General features: G+C 70.8%; 14 protein-coding genes, 2 pseudogenes and 1 riboswitch. Of the genes and pseudogenes, 9 read left to right on the top strand and 7 right to left on the bottom strand.

Going from position 1 to position 17495, the window contains the following annotated elements:
- Positions 1 to 58: 58 nt before the first annotated feature.
- Positions 59 to 2191 (bottom strand): annotated as a pseudogene (locus GAK38_RS10910) (DUF748 domain-containing protein); the annotation flags it as partial.
- Positions 2192 to 2893: 702 nt separating this feature from the next.
- Here GAK38_RS10910 and GAK38_RS10905 point away from each other — a divergent pair.
- The 3 genes from GAK38_RS10905 to nrdR all read left to right on the top strand — a co-directional run bounded on the left by GAK38_RS10905 (position 2894) and on the right by nrdR (position 5687).
- Positions 2894 to 3751 (top strand): lytic transglycosylase domain-containing protein, encoded by an 858-nt coding sequence (locus tag GAK38_RS10905; protein ID WP_325344010.1) that lies wholly within the window; start codon positions 2894 to 2896, stop codon positions 3749 to 3751.
- A gap of 32 nt (positions 3752 to 3783) precedes the next feature.
- Positions 3784 to 3934, top strand: a riboswitch (ZMP/ZTP riboswitch).
- 39 nt (positions 3935 to 3973) lie between these two features.
- On the top strand, positions 3974 to 5218 hold the full coding sequence (glyA, locus tag GAK38_RS10900; protein ID WP_325344009.1) for a serine hydroxymethyltransferase: 1245 nt from the start codon (positions 3974 to 3976) through the stop codon (positions 5216 to 5218).
- Positions 5219 to 5237: 19 nt separating this feature from the next.
- Positions 5238 to 5687, top strand: a complete 450-nt coding sequence (nrdR, locus tag GAK38_RS10895) for a transcriptional regulator NrdR (RefSeq protein ID WP_325344007.1) — start codon at positions 5238 to 5240, stop codon at positions 5685 to 5687.
- Positions 5688 to 5772: 85 nt separating this feature from the next.
- On the opposite strand, the gene aroC is transcribed toward nrdR, so the two are convergent.
- Positions 5773 to 6870: a chorismate synthase gene (gene aroC / locus GAK38_RS10890; RefSeq protein WP_325344005.1), complete on the bottom strand. Its 1098-nt coding sequence runs from the start codon at positions 6868 to 6870 to the stop codon at positions 5773 to 5775.
- Positions 6871 to 6985: 115 nt separating this feature from the next.
- Entirely contained in the window at positions 6986 to 7438 is a 453-nt protein-coding gene (locus GAK38_RS10885; protein ID WP_325344003.1) for a CBS domain-containing protein, read from the bottom strand.
- 204 nt (positions 7439 to 7642) lie between these two features.
- On the opposite strand from GAK38_RS10885, the gene GAK38_RS10880 reads away from it, so the two are divergent.
- The 6 genes from GAK38_RS10880 (at position 7643) to GAK38_RS10855 (ending at position 13579) form a co-directional block, all read left to right on the top strand.
- On the top strand, positions 7643 to 8698 hold the full coding sequence (locus GAK38_RS10880) for an ABC transporter substrate-binding protein (protein ID WP_325344001.1): 1056 nt from the start codon (positions 7643 to 7645) through the stop codon (positions 8696 to 8698).
- Positions 8699 to 8709: 11 nt separating this feature from the next.
- Positions 8710 to 9549, top strand: a complete 840-nt coding sequence (locus GAK38_RS10875; RefSeq protein ID WP_325343999.1) for an ABC transporter ATP-binding protein — start codon at positions 8710 to 8712, stop codon at positions 9547 to 9549.
- A gap of 58 nt (positions 9550 to 9607) precedes the next feature.
- Positions 9608 to 10447, top strand: a complete 840-nt coding sequence (locus GAK38_RS10870; RefSeq protein ID WP_443089195.1) for an ABC transporter permease — start codon at positions 9608 to 9610, stop codon at positions 10445 to 10447.
- Positions 10440 to 11387: a substrate-binding periplasmic protein gene (locus GAK38_RS10865; RefSeq protein ID WP_325343996.1), complete on the top strand. Its 948-nt coding sequence runs from the start codon at positions 10440 to 10442 to the stop codon at positions 11385 to 11387. Before GAK38_RS10870 ends, GAK38_RS10865 begins: the two co-directional genes overlap by 8 nt.
- 72 nt (positions 11388 to 11459) lie before the next feature.
- A complete protein-coding gene (locus tag GAK38_RS10860) occupies positions 11460 to 12770 on the top strand; it encodes an O-acetylhomoserine aminocarboxypropyltransferase (protein ID WP_325343994.1) in 1311 nt (436 codons plus the stop codon).
- Positions 12771 to 12772: 2 nt separating this feature from the next.
- Positions 12773 to 13579 carry an alpha/beta fold hydrolase gene (locus GAK38_RS10855; protein ID WP_325343992.1) on the top strand — a complete coding sequence of 269 codons (807 nt, stop codon included), beginning with the start codon at positions 12773 to 12775 and terminating at the stop codon, positions 13577 to 13579.
- Positions 13580 to 13677: 98 nt separating this feature from the next.
- On the opposite strand, the gene GAK38_RS10850 is transcribed toward GAK38_RS10855, so the two are convergent.
- The 4 genes and pseudogenes from GAK38_RS10850 to GAK38_RS10835 form a co-directional block, all read right to left on the bottom strand.
- Positions 13678 to 14661, bottom strand: a complete 984-nt coding sequence (locus GAK38_RS10850) for a quinone oxidoreductase family protein (protein WP_325343990.1) — start codon at positions 14659 to 14661, stop codon at positions 13678 to 13680.
- A gap of 37 nt (positions 14662 to 14698) precedes the next feature.
- Positions 14699 to 15490, bottom strand: coding sequence for an SDR family oxidoreductase (locus tag GAK38_RS10845; RefSeq protein ID WP_325343988.1), 792 nt, complete (start codon positions 15488 to 15490; stop codon positions 14699 to 14701).
- A 49-nt stretch (positions 15491 to 15539) separates the two neighbouring features.
- Positions 15540 to 16424, bottom strand: coding sequence for a DMT family transporter (locus GAK38_RS10840; RefSeq protein WP_325344097.1), 885 nt, complete (start codon positions 16422 to 16424; stop codon positions 15540 to 15542).
- Positions 16425 to 16654: 230 nt separating this feature from the next.
- Positions 16655 to 17266 (bottom strand): annotated as a pseudogene (locus GAK38_RS10835) (tripartite tricarboxylate transporter permease); the annotation flags it as partial.
- Positions 17267 to 17495: the final 229 nt, after the last annotated feature.

Genomic DNA, 17495 nt, shown 5'->3' with positions numbered 1-17495 from the left:
CCCGCACTTCGTCGAGCGCGGCGTCGCCCGCGGCCTCCACCTGCGGTCCGGCCGGCGCGGCCGCATAGCGCACCGTACCCTTGAAGCCGGCCTCCGCCCGGCGGATCTGCACGTTGAGTGCGTCGCCGAAGTACGGTTCGAACGCCTGCACCGGCAGCCGCTCGGCCGTGAGGCGGCCCTGCGCGACCAGCGGATCGAGCGCCAGCGTGCCGTCGAAGGTCAGGCGGCCCGGCTCGACGCGCCCGCGGCCGGTCTCCGCGATGCGGGCCGATACCGTGAGCGGCGACGGCCTGGCGCCGGCCCGGGCACCCAGCGGCGACAGGTCGCGCAGGCGCAGCTGCAGCGCGCTGATGTCGACGGCCACCGGACCGCTGCGCGACGCATCGCGGAAGGACAGTGCGCCGCCGTCCAGGGCCACATCGCCCAGGCGCACCGCCCAGGGCGTGCCGGCGGGCGTCCGCACCGTGGCGGCAGCGCCGCCGGCGGCCGCCGGCCGGACCAGCCAGCGCTCGGCCATCCAGCGCCCGTCGGCGTCGCGGCGGACCTGGAGCCTGGGCGCGGCCAGCGCCAGCTTGCCGACCACGACGTGGCGGCGGGCCAGGTCGATGGCCGCGTCTTCGACGCGCAGCTGCTTCAGCGCAGCCGTGCACGGCGCCTTGGCCGCGCCGCAGCCAAGGCGGGCATCGTCCACCTGGAGCCGCGCGACCTGCACGGCGATGGCGTCGCCGTTGCGGCCGATGCCGAGGTCGGCATCAAGCGAGCCGTCGCGCCGGGGCGCGAGCTGCCGGGCCAGGTACGGCGCGGCGATCGCCAGCGGCAGCGACCGCACCGAGACGGCGGCCGTGGCGATGCGGTCGGCGGCCTCGCCGCGCAGCACGATGCGGGCACCGGTCCCGACGCCGGCGCTGGCCGCGAACTGCAGCGGCTGGGCGAACGGCAGCACCACGGTCTGGGCGTCGAGCGCCAGGTCGTGCAGCGCGGCCTCGGCGCCGCCGGGCACGGCGTCGTCGCGCCAGGCCACCTCGGCACCGCGCACGCCGATGCGGTCGATGGCGATGCTCCAGGGGTATGCCCCTTCAACGCCCTTGTCCTGCCCGCCAGCGTCCTTGTCCCCTGGGGGTATATCAGGCCGCTGCGGCGCCATGTCCAGGTTGACGCGGCCGCCGGCGTCGCGCCGCACGGTCAGCACCGGCCTGGACAGTTCGACCGACGTCACATGCAGCACCCGCGCCAGCGGCCGCAGTTCGGCCACGCGCAGCGCGAGGTGGTCGAACGACAGCAGCGGCGCGCCGTCCGCCGCCTGAGCCACGCGCAATCCGTGCAGCGCGGCCGTGCCACTGACGGCCAGGCGCGGGCCGTCGGCGGCCTGCTCGAAGGCAACGCGCAGGTCCGCATCGAGCCGGCCCGATTGCACCTTCACCGGCAGGTCCGCCGGCAGGTAGCCAAGAAAGGGCGACAGGTCCAGGCCGGCCAGGCGCAGCGTGGCGTCGGAGCGGCGGCTGTCGGCGAACGGTGTGGTCTCGGCCGCGCTGTCGAAGGCCGTGCCGTTGAGCGAGAACGCCAGCCGGGGCCTGACCGTCACCTCGCGCTGCGAATCCAGGCTGCTGACGAAGGGCACGCCCAGTTCCACGCCGCGCCAGCGGTGCACTCTGCCGACGGCGCGGTCGTCCACGTCGACCTGCCCGCCGTGAACAGCGATGTTGTAGAGAGCGAAGCGCGGCGGAGGACCGTCGGACCCGGACGACTTCTCACGCAGCTTGGCAAGGACGTCGTCGAAGTCGAAATGGCCGGGCGCCGTCTGCGCGATGCGCAGCACCGGCCGGTCCACCGTGACGGCATCGATCACCGGCGCCAGCCGCGCCAGGGACTGGAGTGCCGCATCTATATAGATACGCCCCACCTCCACCTGGGGCGCGCCCTGGCCGCCGGCCGCGGCGACGGCCACGTCGCGCAGCGTGAGTTCCAGGCTCCACGGGCGGAAATCGACGGCGCCGATGGTGACCGCGCGGCCCAGTTCGCGGCTGGCGATGCGCTCGCCCTGGATGCGCAGCAACGGCGGCACGGCCAGCCAGCCCAGGGCCCAGAGCAGCACGATGGCGCCGAGCGTCCAGGCCGCGCGGCGCAGCCACCGCCGACGGCCTACGGTCCAGTGCGGGGAGAACGGAACTGGGGACGGCGCGCTGTTGGGCATGGTCTCGTTCGAGCGTATGTGCGGCTGGAGGATAAGCCAGCAGCCACGCCACAAACGGAAAGCCCGGAAGCGGCGAACCGTTTCCGGGCTTGACGGCGGGCACAACGGCCTTTTGCCATCTTTGCAAGGCACGGAGTTCAACCGTCCGCGCCGAGCAGGAAGCAAGTTATTGCTTCCATCGGTTTGCCCCTGGAGACCGTCCCGGTGGCATGCCGGCCTGTGCGAGCATGCGGGCCAGTCCTTGCGGGGCCGGATGCCTGAATCACTCAGGCACTCCTACGTTACCGCCGGTTGCCAGGCCCGGCCAATGGCATTTTCAAATGGGCACGGCGCTCGCCATTGACGCTGGAAAAAAGGACGGATTCCGATGTGGCCCGGCATGCTCGATCTGCGTTTCCATACAGCATTTGTAATAACCAATAAATCCATCGATCGGCTTCTTAAGTATTGACTCGATATTTTGACGGCCTCTAAAATCCGCCAGTCCCGAATTCGACCCTTCCGGGACGCCACCGAACCCGCTGCCGTTATCGGCTAAGTCAGTTCTGTGCCTCAGACGCCACCCCATCCTTCACCCGATGGCGTCGCACGAACTTGATGGCGTTACCAATCCAAACGAGGCACGTCCGTACCCCGTTGCATGCCACCCCATGAAGGGTTGCCGTGCCGGGTGACTGCCGTCCCCGCGTAGAAAGGAGAGCTATGACAGCGTCAGGCAAGTTGGCCCGAGGTTTGCGGACTTGTCTGTCCGACGTCGCCGAAGGCTTCTTCGTGATCACCCACAACAGCTTCGCCCTCCTGGGGCTGGCTGTCGCGTTTGCCGGCATCACCCTCGCCGCCCGCCCCGACCTGCGCCAGCTCGGCGAGGAGCACCTGCGCGGCTGGCTCCAGGCCCGCCAGGTCGCCGTCGTCGGCATGCCGATCGAGCCGGGCGCGATCGACCGCGCCACCGCGGCCAACCCCAAGAACCTGCCGCGCCAGCAGGCGGCCGTGGCCTACTGGCTCAGCCGCAAGTACCGCGTCGCGCCCGAGCCGCTGAGCGCGCTCGTCACCGAGGCCTATGAGATCGGCGGGCGCACCAAGCTCGACCCGACGCTGATCCTCGCCATCGTCGCCATCGAGTCGGGCTTCAACCCGTTCGCGCAGAGCCCCGTGGGCGCCCAGGGCCTGATGCAGGTCATGACCACGGTGCACACCGACAAGTACCGCAACTTCGGCGGCCATCTGGCCGCGTTCGACCCGGTGACCAACCTGCGCGTGGGCGTGAAGGTGCTGCAGGAATGCATCGCCCGCGCCGGCTCGCTGCAAGGCGGCCTGCGCTTCTACGTGGGCGCCGGCAACCTGGAGGACGACGGCGGCTACGCCGGCAAGGTCATGGCCGAGCACGAACGCCTGCGCCAGGTCGCCGCCGGCCGCAACGTGCCGGTGATCCCGCCGGCGCTGGAGCGCCCGATCGCCCCGCAGCCGATCCCCGTGATCGCCAACACCCCCACGGCGCCCGCCGGCAGCCCGGCCGCAGCCGCGCCGGAGGAGATCGCCTCGCTGGCGGCGACCTCCTGAATCCCGGGGCGCTGCGCCCCGCTGGTACACTTACGGCCGCACGCGACTGGCGATAGGCGCGGCACCCTCAGCGCGGTGCCGCCGCTGACGTGGAATCCCCGGAGAAGACACCTCCGCTCAACCACTGGGAAGCGTGCCGCACCGGTCTTCCGCTGCGTTCCGCCGTTCGCCTGGGCAGCCCTTGCTTGACGTCAAGGGAAGATTTCTTCAGGACTGCCATCCATGTACCACCGCAACATCCTCGTCGAGCAGGCCGACCCCGAAGTCTGGGCCGCCATCCAGGCCGAGAACCGCCGCCAGGAACAGCACATCGAACTGATCGCCAGCGAGAACTACGCCTCGCCGGCCGTCATGGCCGCCCAGGGCTCGCAGCTCACCAACAAGTACGCCGAAGGCTACCCGGGCAAGCGCTACTACGGCGGCTGCGAGTACGTCGACGTGGTCGAACAGCTCGCCATCGACCGCGTGAAGGCCCTGTTCGGCGCCGACGCGGCCAACGTGCAGCCCAATTCCGGCTCGCAGGCCAACCAGGCCGTGCTGCTGGCCTTTTTGAAGCCCGGCGACACCATCCTCGGCATGAGCCTGGCCGAAGGCGGCCACCTCACGCATGGCATGCCCCTGAACCTGAGCGGCAAGTGGTTCAACATCGTCTCCTACGGCCTCAACGCCCAGGAAGAGATCGACTACGACGACGTCGAGCGCAAGGCCCGCGAAAGCCGCCCCAAGCTCATCATCGCCGGTGCCTCGGCCTACAGCCTGCGCATCGACTTCGAGCGCTTCGCGAAGATCGCCAAGGAGGTCGGCGCCATCTTCTGGGTGGACATCGCCCACTACGCCGGCCTCGTGGTCGCAGGCCAGTATCCGAACCCGGTTCCCCACGCCGACGTGGTCACCTCCACCACGCACAAGAGCCTGCGCGGCCCGCGCGGCGGCATCATCCTGACGAAGGCAGAGCACGAGAAGGCGATCAACTCCGCCATCTTCCCCGGCCTCCAGGGCGGCCCGCTGGAGCACGTGATCGCCGCCAAGGCCGTGGCCTTCAAGGAAGCGGCTGCGCCCGAGTTCAAGGCGTACCAGCAGCAGGTCGTGAAGAACGCCGTGGTCTTCGCCGAGACGCTCGCCGCGCGCGGCCTGCGCATCGTCAGCGGCCGCACCGAAAGCCACGTCATGCTGGTGGACCTGCGCGCCAAGGGCATCACCGGCAAGGAGGCCGAGGCCGTGCTGGGCCAGGCCCACATCACGATCAACAAGAACGCCATCCCCAACGACCCCGAGAAGCCGTTCGTGACCAGCGGCATCCGCGTGGGCACGCCGGCCATCACGACCCGCGGCTTCAGGGAAGAGGAAACGCGCACCACGGCCAACCTGCTGGCCGACGTGCTCGACAACCCGCGCGATGCGGCCAGCATCGAGGCCGTGCGCGCCAAGGTCGAGGCCCTGACCTCGCGCTTCCCGGTCTACAAGTAAGCAGGCCCCGCTTCCGGCCATGAAGTGCCCGTTCTGCGGCCATCTGGAGACCCAGGTCGTCGAGACGCGGGTCTCGGAAGAGGCCGACTTCATCCGCAGGCGCCGCCAGTGCGGCGCCTGCGACAAGCGCTTCACCACCTACGAGCGGCCCGACCTGACCTTCCCCGCGCTGGTCAAGAAGGACGGCCGCCGCGTCGAATACAAGCGCGAGAAGCTGCGCGCCTCGATGAACCTGGCGCTGCGCAAGCGCCCGGTCAGCACCGAGCAGGTCGACAGCGCCATCGAGCGCATCGAGGAGAAGCTGCTCGCCCTGGGCCTGCGCGAACTGCCCACGGGCCGCCTCGGCGAGTTCGTGATGCGCGAGCTGCGCAAGCTCGACAAGGTAGCCTACGTGCGCTTCGCGAGCGTGTACCGCAGCTTCGAGGACATCGACGCGTTCAAGACCTTCGTGGACGAGGTGCGCAAGTAGGCGGCCGCGCGGCCACGGCAAGCGCCAAGGCAAAAGGAAAAGGGCCGGTCGACGCCAGCCCTTTTCTTCGTCCGGCCCCGCCCGCTCAGCCGGCCGACGCCGCGATCGGCGGCACCGCCGCCACCACGTCGCCGCACTGCGCCCGGTGCCGCAGCGCATGGTCGATCAGCACGAGCGCGAGCAGCGCCTCGGCGATCGGCGTGGCGCGGATGCCCACGCAGGGGTCGTGGCGGCCCTTGGTCACCACCTCGACCGGGCGGCCGGCGGTGTCGATCGACTGGCGCGGGCTGATGATCGAACTCGTCGGCTTGATGCCGATCGACACCTCGATGTCCTGCCCGGTGCTGATGCCGCCGACGATGCCGCCGGCGTTGTTCGATGCGAAGCCCTGCGGCGTGAGCGCGTCGCCGTGCACCGTGCCGCGCTGCGCCACGCTCGCGAAGCCGGCGCCGATCTCCACCGCCTTGACCGCGTTCAGGCCCATCATCACATGGGCGATGTCGGCATCGAGCTTGTCGTAGAGCGGCTCGCCGAGGCCCACGGGCACGTGGCTGGCCACCACGCGCAGGCGCGCACCGCAGGAGTCGCCCGCCTTGCGCAGCGCATCCATGTAGTCCTCCAGCGCCGACACGTCGGCCACCGGCGCGAAGAACGGGTTGTGCGGCACGTGCTCCCATGACTCGAACGGGATCGCGACCTCGCCGACCTGGGTCATGCAGCCGCGCACCACGGTGCCGTGGCGCTCGGCCAGCCACTGCCTGGCGACCGCGCCGGCGGCCACCGTGGGCGCCGTCAGCCGCGCCGACGAGCGGCCGCCGCCGCGCGGGTCGCGCAGGCCGTACTTGTGCCAGCAGGCATAGTCGGCATGGCCGGGGCGGAAGCTGTCGGCGATGGCCGAGTAGTCCTTGCTGCGCTGGTCGGTGTTGCGGATGAGCAGCGCGATCGGCGTGCCGGTGGTACGGCCTTCGTAGACGCCCGAGAGGATCTCGACCTGGTCTGGCTCGGCGCGCTGGGTGACGTGGCGGCTGGTGCCGGGGCGGCGGCGGTCCAGGTCGGCCTGGATGTCGGCTTCGGAGAGGGCGAGCCCCGGGGGGCAGCCGTCGATGACACAGCCGATGGCCGGGCCGTGGGACTCGCCGAAGTTGGTGACGGTAAAAAGGGTACCTAGGGTGTTGCCGCTCATGGGGGGCGATTATCCCTCGCCGGCCAAGCGACTCGCGCTACCGCAGCCGCGTACGTATACCCCCAGCCCTGACCAGCTACAGCGGGCGCACAAAGCCCGCTGTGGGCCCATACCCCTAGTTCGCCGTGTTTTCCTCGGCCGGCCAGTCGCGGATGTAGGCCTTGAGCATCTGGTTCTCGAAGTTCTGGCTGTCCACCACGGTCTTGGCCACGTCGTAGAGGCTGATGACGCCCATGAGCATGCGGCGGTCCATGACCGGCATGTAGCGCGCATGGCGGTCGAGCATCATGCGGCGCACCTCGTCGAGTTCGGTCTCCAGCGTGCAGGTGAGCGGCGCGCCGTCCATCACGGTGCGCACCAGCGTCGTGCCGACCGAGCCGCCGTTGCGCACGATGGCCTGGATGACTTCGCGGAAGGTCAGCACCCCCACCAGGTCGCCGTGGTCGATGACGACCAGGGAGCCGATGTCCTTCTCGGCCATGATATCGACCGCCTTGGCCACCGGCTCGTCCGGCGTGACGGTGTAGAGCGTGCCGCCCTTGACGCGGAGGATGTCGCTGACTTTCATGGTGAGGCCTTGTGAGACGGGGGTGGGCTGAGGATTATCGGCCAGCGCCCGGGGCCCTCGCAACATGCCGCGCCCGTCCGCGCCGGCCGGCATATCGATGCTCCGTTTTCGTCGTTGCCGCAGCCCGGGGCCGGCTTCTACAATTTCCGGCTTTCCCGGCGGCGGCCCTGCCCGCCCCGGCCCGCGTCCATTCCTCCGACAACCATGACGTCCACACCGCAACCGCGCCGCCGCTTGGCGCTCAAGACCCTCGCCACCCTGGCAGCCACCGGCTCCGGCCTCTGGCTGGCGGGATGCTCCCGCGAGGAGAAGGCCGCTTCCGCCGCCTCGCCGGCCGGCCCGGCCGTGGTGCGGGCCGTGGGCGACAAGGTGCAGTTCAAGTACCCCGACAACCCGAGCTTCGACCTGGTCTACCTGGCCGACCAGCTCGGCTATTTCGAAGGCACGAACACCCGGCCGAACTACATCGGCAAGGTCGCGGCGCCCCAGGTGATCCCGCTGGTGGGCACCGGCGAGATTGACTTCGGCTCGCGCATGGTGCCGCTGGTGATCTCGGCCCTGGCCGCGGGCGCCGACCTCAAGGTGGTGGCCGCCGGCGGCAAGACGCTGCAGGAAGCGCCGCACATGAAGTACTTCGTGCGCAAGGACTCCGGCATCAGCCAGCCCAAGGACCTCGAAGGCAAGACCATCGGCTTCAACAGCTTCGGCGCCTGCGCCGAGTTCGTCACCAAGACCTGGCTGCGCCAGCACGGCGTGGACGTGAAGAAGGTCAACTTTGTCGTGATCCCCGACGAGCAGGCCGAGCAGACCCTGGTCACCCGCAACACCGACCTGGCCATCATCCACGCGCCCTTCTCCGGCCGTGCCGACCATGCGCAGGAACTCACCCGCCTGTGGAGCGACTACGACCTCGACGGCGGCCTGGGCGGCATGGCGCCGTACAGCGCCCACGGCAGGTTCATCCGCGAGCATCCCGAGGCGGTGCGCGACGTGGTCACCGCCATTGCCAAGGCCGGCAACTGGGTGAACGCGAACCCGGAGGACGCGCGCAAGCTGATCTCCGACCGCATCAAGCTCCAGCTCGAATTCGTCGACCGCTACGCCTACGTCGAGGACCTGGTCATCACCGAGCCGCCGATCCAGTACTACATCGACGTGCTGGAGCGCGAGGGCAAGCTGCCGCCGGGCAAGGTGGCGGTCAAGGACGTCTACACCAACGAGTTCAACCCCCACGCCCGGCCGGCACCCGCCAAGGCCTGAGGCGCGCGGGCATGACGGCCAAGATTTCCGCCCGCGGCGTGCGCAAGGACTACACCGTGCGCGACGAGCAGGGCCAGCCCGGCGAGCTGACCGTGCTGCGCGACTTCGACCTCGACGTGCGCGACGGCGAGTTCATCTCCATCCTCGGCCCCTCGGGCTGCGGCAAATCCACCTTCCTGAGCATCCTGGCAGGGCTCACCGAGCGCAGCGGCGGCACCATCGACTTCGACGGCCGTCCGCTCGCGGGCATCAACCCGCACCAGGGCGTGGTGTTCCAGGGCTACGCCCTCTTCCCGTGGCGCACCGTGCTGCAGAACGTGGAAGTAGGCCTAGAGATCCGCCGCGTGCACCGGGCCGAGCGCACCCGCACCGCGCGCGAATTCCTCGCGCTGGTCGGGCTGGAGGCTTTCGCCAGCCGCTATCCGCACGAGATCTCCGGCGGCATGAAGCAGCGCGTGGCCATTGCCCGCGCGCTGGCCTACCGGCCCGAGGTGCTGCTGATGGACGAGCCCTTCGCCGCGCTCGACGCGCAGACCCGCGAGATCCTGCAGGTCGAGCTGCTGCGCATCTGGGAGCAGTACCGCAAGACCATCGTCTTCATCACCCACGGCCTGGACGAGGCGATCTTCCTGTCCGACCGCGTGGCCGTCATGACCAAGCGGCCCGGCACGTTGAAGGAGATCATCGAGATCGACCTTCCGCGCCCGCGCCTGCCGGAGCTGCGCAACAGCGAGGCCTTCGTGCGGCTGCGCCAGCGCGCCTGGGACGTGCTCAAGGACGAGGTGGAGCTGCTGCACCCGGCGGGGCGCGGCGCCCGGGTGGCCGCGCCTGCGGCGGAGACCGTAGCATGAGCGCCGCCCGGCCGCCCGAAGGCGCTCGCACCGCAGCGCGCAGCGCGGAGGTTATCCAGTGAGCGCCGTGCAACCGCCCGCCTCCGTGCGCGCCGGCCTGCACCCGCGCCGCAGCCGGGCCGCCTGGCTGCGCCGCCTGCGCGACCACGGCCTGGGCCTGGCCGGCGTCGCCGCCTTCCTGCTGCTCTGGGAAGCCCTGCCCCGCCTCGGCGTGGTCAGCACCGCCTACCTGAGCCCGCCGAGCCACGTGGTCGCCGCCATCGCCGACCTGGCGCGCGACGGCAGCCTGGCCAGGCACGTGTTCGCCAGCCTGCAGCGCTCGCTCTACGGATTGCTGCTGGCCATCGTGTCCGGCGTGGTGCTGGGCCTGCTGATGGGCTGGTTCTCGCGCTTCGAGACGGTGGTGGACCCGATCCTCCAACTGTTCCGCCAGACCTCGGCGCTGGCGCTGTTCCCGGTGTTCATCCTGTTCTTCGGCATCGGCGAAACGTCGAAGGTCGCGATCATCTTCTGGGCCTCGTTCTGGCCGGTGCTGCTCAACACCATCGGCGGTGTCAAGGGCGTGGACCAGCTGCTGGTGCATTCGGCGCGGTCCATGGGCGCGTCCAACCTGTTCGTGTTCGCCAAGGTCGTGCTGCCGGCGGCCTCGCCGTCCATCTTCACCGGCGTGCGGCTGGCCGGCACCTACTGCATCACCGCGCTGGTGGCCGCCGAGATGATCGGCGCGCATTCGGGGCTGGGTTTTCTCACGCTGAACTCGCAGGAGGTGTTCCAGATTCCGACGATGTATGCCGGCATCCTGCTGCTGGCGCTGCTGGGCCTGCTGCTGAACTACCTGCTCGCGCTGGTGGAGCGCCGCCTGACCCGCTGGCGCAAGGGCCTGACCTTGAATGGCTGACCGACGCCGCTCCACCTGGCTGCGCTGGAGCGCCGCGGCCCTGGCCGCTGCCGGCCTGCTGGCCGCCGGCGCGTTCGCCGCCGTGCGCTACCCCGAAGCACAGGAACTGCTGCCACTCGAAGCCCAGGAATGGCTGGGCCGGCTGCAGCCCGAGCCGGCCTGGCGCAGCCTGCCCGTCGGCCCGGTACTGGCCGCGGCCCGCGAACGCGGCAGCTTGCGCGTGGGCGTGCGCGCCTACCCGCGCCCGGCCCCGCCCGGCAGCCCGGCGCCGTCGGAACCCGACCGCTTCGATGCCGATCTGGCCCGCTTCATCGGCCTGCGGCTGGGCCTGCCGGTCACGCTGGTCAACCTGGAAGCCGATGCCCGCACCCATGCCTACCAGCCGCCGGACACGCTGCTGGACATCGTGATCGCCGGCGCCGACGCCCAGGCCGCACTGCCCGCTGGCGCGCAGCCGGTGGCCACGCCCTACGTGTACAGCGCCGGCCAGCTGCTGGTGCTGCGCAACGAGAGCGCCCTGCAGCGCGCGGCCGACCTGCACCGGCGCGCCGTCTGCGCCGCGCAAGGCAGCCCGTACGCCGGCAGCCTGCGCGGCGACCTGGCGGCCGAGCCGCGCATCTACCCGTCGGCCATCCATGCGATCTCGGCCTTCATGGCCGGCGAATGCCAGGCGCTGGTCGAAGACCCGGCCGTGCTGGCGCGCCTGCGCCAGCAGCCCGAATGGCGCTTCTACCGCGCGCTCGACGGCAGCGTGGCTGCCAGCGGAGCGCCGGCGCAGGTGCTGCTGCGCCGCGCCGATCCGCAGTCGGCCGAACTGCTCGACCGCGTGGTGCGCTACTGGCGCAGTAGCGGCGCCTGGGCCGAGGCGCGGCAGCGCCGCGTGGGCGACCTGAGCTTCGAGAGCACGCAGCTGCAGGACGGGCTGGTCTGCCACAGTTGAGCCGGCGACGGCCGGCACGGCGGGTGCGGCGCCTCCTATGATGGACCGATGCCCACCAAGGAGACCCATCGCATGCCCGGCTATTCCGCCCCCGGCTTCGACACCCTGGCGCTGCATGCCGGCGCCGCGCCCGACCCGGCCACCGGCGCGCGCGCCGTGCCGATCCACCTGACGACCTCGTTCGTCTTCGAATCCAGCGAGCAGGCCGCGTCGCTGTTCAACCTGGAGCGCAGCGGCCACGTCTATTCGCGCATCTCCAACCCGACCAACGCCGTGCTGGAGCAGCGCGTGGCCGCGCTCGAAGGCGGCATCGGCGCGATCGCCACCGCCAGCGGCCAGGCGGCGCTGCACCTGGCCGTGGCTACGCTGGCCGGCGCCGGCAGCCACATCGTCGCCTCGACCGCGCTCTACGGCGGCTCGCACAACCTGCTGCACCACACGCTGCGGCGCTTCGGCATCGCCACCACTTTCGTGCACCCCGGCGACATCGACGGCTGGCGCGCCGCGATCCGGCCGGAGACCAGGCTGCTGTTCGGCGAGACGGTCGGCAACCCGGGGCTCGACGTGCTCGACATCCCGACCGTGGCCGAGATCGCCCACGCCGCCGGCGTGCCGCTGCTGGTCGACTCGACGCTGACCACGCCCTATCTGGTCAGGCCGTTCGACCTGGGCGCGGACCTGGTCTGCCACTCGGCCACCAAGTTCCTGAGCGGCCATGGCACCGTCGTCGGCGGCATCGTGGTGGACGGCGGCGGCTTCGGCTGGGAGGCCGCGGGCCGCTTCGCCGAACTGACCGCGCCCTACGACGGCTTCCACGGCATGGTGTTCAGCGAGGAATCGACCGTCGGCGCCTTCCTGCTGCGCGCCCGCCGCGAGGGCCTGCGCGACTTCGGCGCCTGCATGAGCCCGCACACCGCCTGGCTGATCCTCCAGGGCATCGAGACGCTGCCGCTGCGCATGGAGCGGCACGTGGGCAACACCGAAAAGGTGGTCGAATTCCTGGCCGCGCATCCGCTGGTCGGGCGCGTCGGCCATCCGCTGCTGGACAGCCACCCGAGCCATGCGCTGGCCGAGCGCCTGCTGCGCGGCGGCGCGCGCGGTGCGGGCGCGGTGTTCAGCTTCGACGTCCGCGGCAGCCGGGCGCAGGGCCGGGCGTTCGTCGAGGCGCTGCGCGTGTTCAGCCACTTGGCCAACGTGGGCGACTGCCGCAGCCTGGTGATCCACCCGGCCAGCACCACGCACTTCCGCATGAGCGACGAGGCGCTGGCCGGTGCCGGCATCGCGCAGGGCACGATCCGCCTGTCCATCGGGCTGGAAGACCCGGCCGACCTGATCGACGACCTGAAGCGCGCGCTGAAGGCAGCCGAAAAGGCAGGGAGCTGACCATGGAAATCGACGTCCTCGGCCAGCGCAGCTTCGTCTACACCGGAGGCCGTCCGTCCGTGGCCGGCCAGCCCACGGCCGTGTTCCTGCACGGCGTGCTGGGCGACCACAGCGTCTGGGGCCTGCAGACGCGCTGGTTCGCCCACCACGGCTGGAACGTGCTCGCGCCCGACCTGCCGGGCCATGCGAAGAGCGCCGGCGCGCCGCCCGCGAGCGTGGAGGACGCGGCCCGCTTCGCCGTCGCGCTGCTCGACGCGGCCGGCGTGGAGCGCGCCGCGCTCGTCGGCCACAGCCTCGGGTCGCTGATCGCGCTGCAGGCCGCGGCCGACGCGCCGCGGCGGGTGACGCACCTGGCGCTGGTCGCCACCGCCTGGCCGATGCCGGTGGCACCGGCGCTGCTGGAGAGCGCCCTGCGCACGCCGCAGCGCGCCATCGACCTGGTGGCCGCGCTGTCGCATTCCACCCTCGCGCCGCCGGCTGGCGCGGTCGCCGCCGGCCTCTGGCTGCCTGGCAGCACGCGGGCGCTGATGCGCCGGGTGCTGGCCGGCCGCCGCGAGGCCAACGCCTTCCATGCCGGCTTCACCGCCTGCGACGGCTACCAGGGCGGGGCCGCGGCCGCAGCGGCCGTCACCTGCCCCACGCTCGCCGTGCTGGGCCGGCGCGACCAGATGACGCCGCCGCACGCCGGACGGGCACTGGCCGCGCGCATCGCGGGCGCGCAGGTGGTGGAGCTGGAGGCCGGCCATGCGCTGATGGCCGAGGCGCCGGATGCGGTGCTGGGCGCCTTGCGCGGCTTCCTGGCGGCCTGATACTCCCCGGCATGGCATCCGCCAACGCACATTCCACACGGCCTAGAGACCTATACTCCCTATGCAGCCAGCAGCGCCTTCGTACGGCCGGGCGGCGCTCATGCCAAGGTCAGGATGGTGCTGCCCGTGGTCTTGCGCGCTTCCAGGTCGCGATGCGCCTGCTGCACGTCGTCGAGCGCATAGCGCTGGTCGATGCGGATCTTCACCTTGCCGCTGGTCACGGCCTCGAACAGGTCGTCCGCCATGGCCTGGGTGCGCTCGCGCGTGGTGATGTGCGAGAACAGCGTCTGCCGCGTGACGTAGAGCGAATTCCTGGCCAGCGCCGACGGCGGGAACGGCGGCACCGGCCCCGACGCGCTGCCGAAGCTGACCAGCAGGCCGAACGGCCGCAGGCTGTCGAGCGAGCCCTCGAAGGTGTCCTTGCCGACCGAGTCGTAGACCACCTTCACGCCCTGCCCGCCGGTGATCTCCCTCACGCGTTCGGCGAAGTTCTCCGTGCGGTAGTTGATGGCGTGCGCCGCGCCGTTGGCCTTCGCCAGCGCGGTCTTCTCGTCGGAGCCCGCGGTGGCGATCAGCCGCAGGCCCAGCGCCTTGGCCCACTGCGTGGCGATCAGGCCCACGCCGCCCGCAGCCGCGTGGAACAGCACGTAGTCGCCGGCTTGCAGCCCTTCGACCGGACGCGAATGCTTCAGCAGGTACTGCGCGGTCAGGCCCTTGAGCATCATCGCCGCACCGGTCTCCAACGGGATGGCATCGGGCAGCCGCACGACCGTCCTGGCCGGCAGCACGCGCACCTCGCTGTAGCTGCCGGGCGGATGGCTGGCATAGGCGGCGCGGTCGCCGGCCGCCAGGTGGGTGACGCCCTCGCCCACCGCCTCGACCACGCCGGCGCCTTCCATGCCGAGCGTGAGCGGCATCGGAAACGGATACAGGCCGCTGCGCTGGTAGACGTCGATGAAGTTCAGCCCGATCGCATGGTGGCGGATGCGGATCTCGCCCGGGCCGGGCGCGCCGACCTGCACGTCGACGATCCTGAGTTCCTCGGGGCCGCCGTGGCGGTCGATGCGGACGGCTTTGCTCATGTGGGTCTCCTTCGGGCGCGGCCCGGTGCCGGGGGCTTCAGTACGTCCCTGGGTAGATGCCGCCGTCGGCCAGGATGTTCTGGCCGGTGATGTAGCCGGCATGCACGCTTGCCAGGAAGGCGCAGATCGCGCCGAACTCCTCCGGCGTGCCAAAGCGCCTGGCCGGGATCTGCGCCTCCTGCGCGGCGCGCAACTCGGCCGCGTCGCGGCCGGTCTTGCCGGCCGCGGCCTTCCAGCCGGCGCGCAGGCGATCGGTCTCGAAGCGGCCCGGCAGCAGGTTGTTGATGGTCACGTTGCGCGACACCAGATCGGGGTTGCGCGCCACGCCGGCCACGAAGCCGGTCAGCCCGCTGCGCGCGCCGTTGGACAGGCCCAGGACCTCGATCGGCGCCTTCACCGCGCTGGAGGTGATGTTGACGATGCGGCCGAAGCCGCGCGCGGCCATGCCGTCGACCGTGGCGCGGATCAACTCGATGGGTGTGAGCATGTTGGCGTCCAGGGCCTTGATCCAGGCCGCACGGTCCCAGTCGCGGAAGTCGCCGGGCGGCGGGCCGCCGGCGTTGGTGACCACGATGTCGAAGTCCTGGCGGGCCGCAAAGACCCGCGCGCGGCCTTCCTCCGTGGTGATGTCGGCCGCCAACGGCAGCACCTGCGCGCCGTGCGCGGCCTCCTGCCGCAGCCGGGCCGCGGCCTCTTCCAGCGGCTGCGCGCTGCGGGCCACGATGGCCACGCTGACGCCCTCGCGCACCAGCGCGAGCGCGCAGCCGTAGCCGAGCCCCTTGCTGGCGCCGCCGACGAGCGCCCAGCGCCCTGCGATTCCGAAATCCATGTCCTCGCCTCCGGTGGAGTGTGTGTGTGAAAGAAAGCGCGGCTGGTCTTCAATCGATCGGCGGGGCCGCCACCCGCGCGCCGCGCGTGAAGACCAGGATGCCGGCGACGACGAGTACCGTGCCGGCGATGATCCAGGCCGTCAGCGGCTCGCCGAGGATGAGCACGCCCAGCAGGATGGTGACCAGCGGCCCGATCATGCCGATCTGCGCCGTGGGCCCGGCGCCGATGCGCTCGACCGCCATCATCACCATGACCACCGGCGCGGCGGTGCACAGCGTGGCATTGAGCACCGACAGCCAGACCACCGGCGCCGCCACCTCCAGCGCGGCCGACAGCGGCCGCAGCAGCAGGAACTGCACGATGCACAGGACGCAGGCCACCGACGTGGCCAGGCCCACGAGCCGGATGGCGCCGAGCTTGCGCACCATCTCGCCGCTGTGGACGAGGTAGAAGGTATAGCTCACCGTGCTGGCGAATACCAGCAACGCGCCCCAGGCGGCATCCGCGCCCTGCCGGTGCACCTCCAGGCCGAAGACCAGCACCACGCCGAGGTAGCTGATGGCCATGCCGACCGCCTGCGCGCGGGCGATGCGGCGGCGGTACAGGACCCAGCCCAGCGCGAACACCAGCGTCGGGTTGAGATACAGGATCAGCCGCTCCAGGCTGGCGCTGATATAGGCCAGGCCGGCGAAGTCGAGGAAGCTCGCGAGGTAGTAGCCGGTGGCGCCGAGCCAGACCACGCCGGCCCAGTCGCGCCTGCCGAGCGGGGGTCTGCCGCGCCCGGCCCACCATGCCATCGCGGCGAAGAGCGGCAGCGCGAACAGCATGCGCAACATGATCAGCGTGACCGCGTCCACGCCGTGGCGGAAGGCCAGCTTGACGATGATGGCCTTGCCGGCGAACGTGACCGAGCCAAGCAGGGCCAGCAGCATGCCGCCGGCTGCCAGCGGGCGGGCCGCAGTGCGCGGGGACAGGGTGGAGGAAGAAGCAGAAGACAAGGGTCGGTCCGGAACGCACCTGGCCCGCGGCCAGGTCCTGCCGATTATCGGCAAGCCGACGCTCCTGCGCAGGGAGCCGGGCTTTTTCGGTCACCCCAGGAAAAACGGGCCCGCAGGGCCCGTCTCGTTCGTCGCGGGACGGCCGGCCGTCCCGCAAGGATGCATCAATCCTCGACGAAGGCTTCCTCGCGCTTGCTCTTCACGGCCGGCAGCAGCACGATCACGAGCAGCAGGACAGCGGCGCCCAGCAGGGTGGCGGAGATCGGACGGGTCACGAACACCGACCATTCGCCGCGCGACAGCAGCAGGGCGCGGCGCAGGTTCTCCTCCATCATCGGGCCCAGGATGAAGCCCAGCAGCAGCGGCGCCGGTTCGGTGCCGAGCTTGTGGAAGATGTAGCCGATCACGCCGAAGGCGCCCACCAGCCACACGTCGAACGTGTTGTTGTTGGTGGAGTACACGCCGATCGCGCAGAACAGCACGATGGACGGGAACAGCCAGCGGTAGGGCACGGTCAGCAGCTTGATCCACATGCCGATGAGCGGCAGGTTTAGGATGATGAGCATCGCGTTGCCGATCCACATCGAGGCGATCAGGCCCCAGAACAGCGCGGGGTTGCTGGTCATGACCTGCGGACCCGGCTGGATGTTGTGGATGGTCATCGCGCCCACCATCAGCGCCATCACGGCATTGGGCGGGATGCCCAGCGTCAGCAGCGGGATGAAGGAGGTCTGCGCGCCGGCGTTGTTGGCCGACTCGGGAGCCGCCACGCCGCGGGGCTGTCAGTATTTCTGTGTGTGAGGCGGTTGGTGAACTGGTTTCTGGCTGTTGATCTATCAGGCCCCTGCCAGGCCGCCGGAGGCCCCCCCGGTTGGCCTATGGACCCATGGCTCAGCCCCTCACAGGCTGCCATGCGCGTGCCTCGTGAAGCGTTCATCGTAGAGCACGGCGAACTGATTCATCGCCTCGCGCCATTCCTTGGCTGCGCGGCCCCAGTCCGCAGTG

This window comes from Xylophilus sp., from assembly GCA_009914555.1.
Lineage (GTDB): Bacteria > Pseudomonadota > Gammaproteobacteria > Burkholderiales > Burkholderiaceae_C > WNDY01.
Note: the sequence above shows the minus strand (reverse complement) of the source record. Positions and strands in the feature narration are given on the sequence as shown.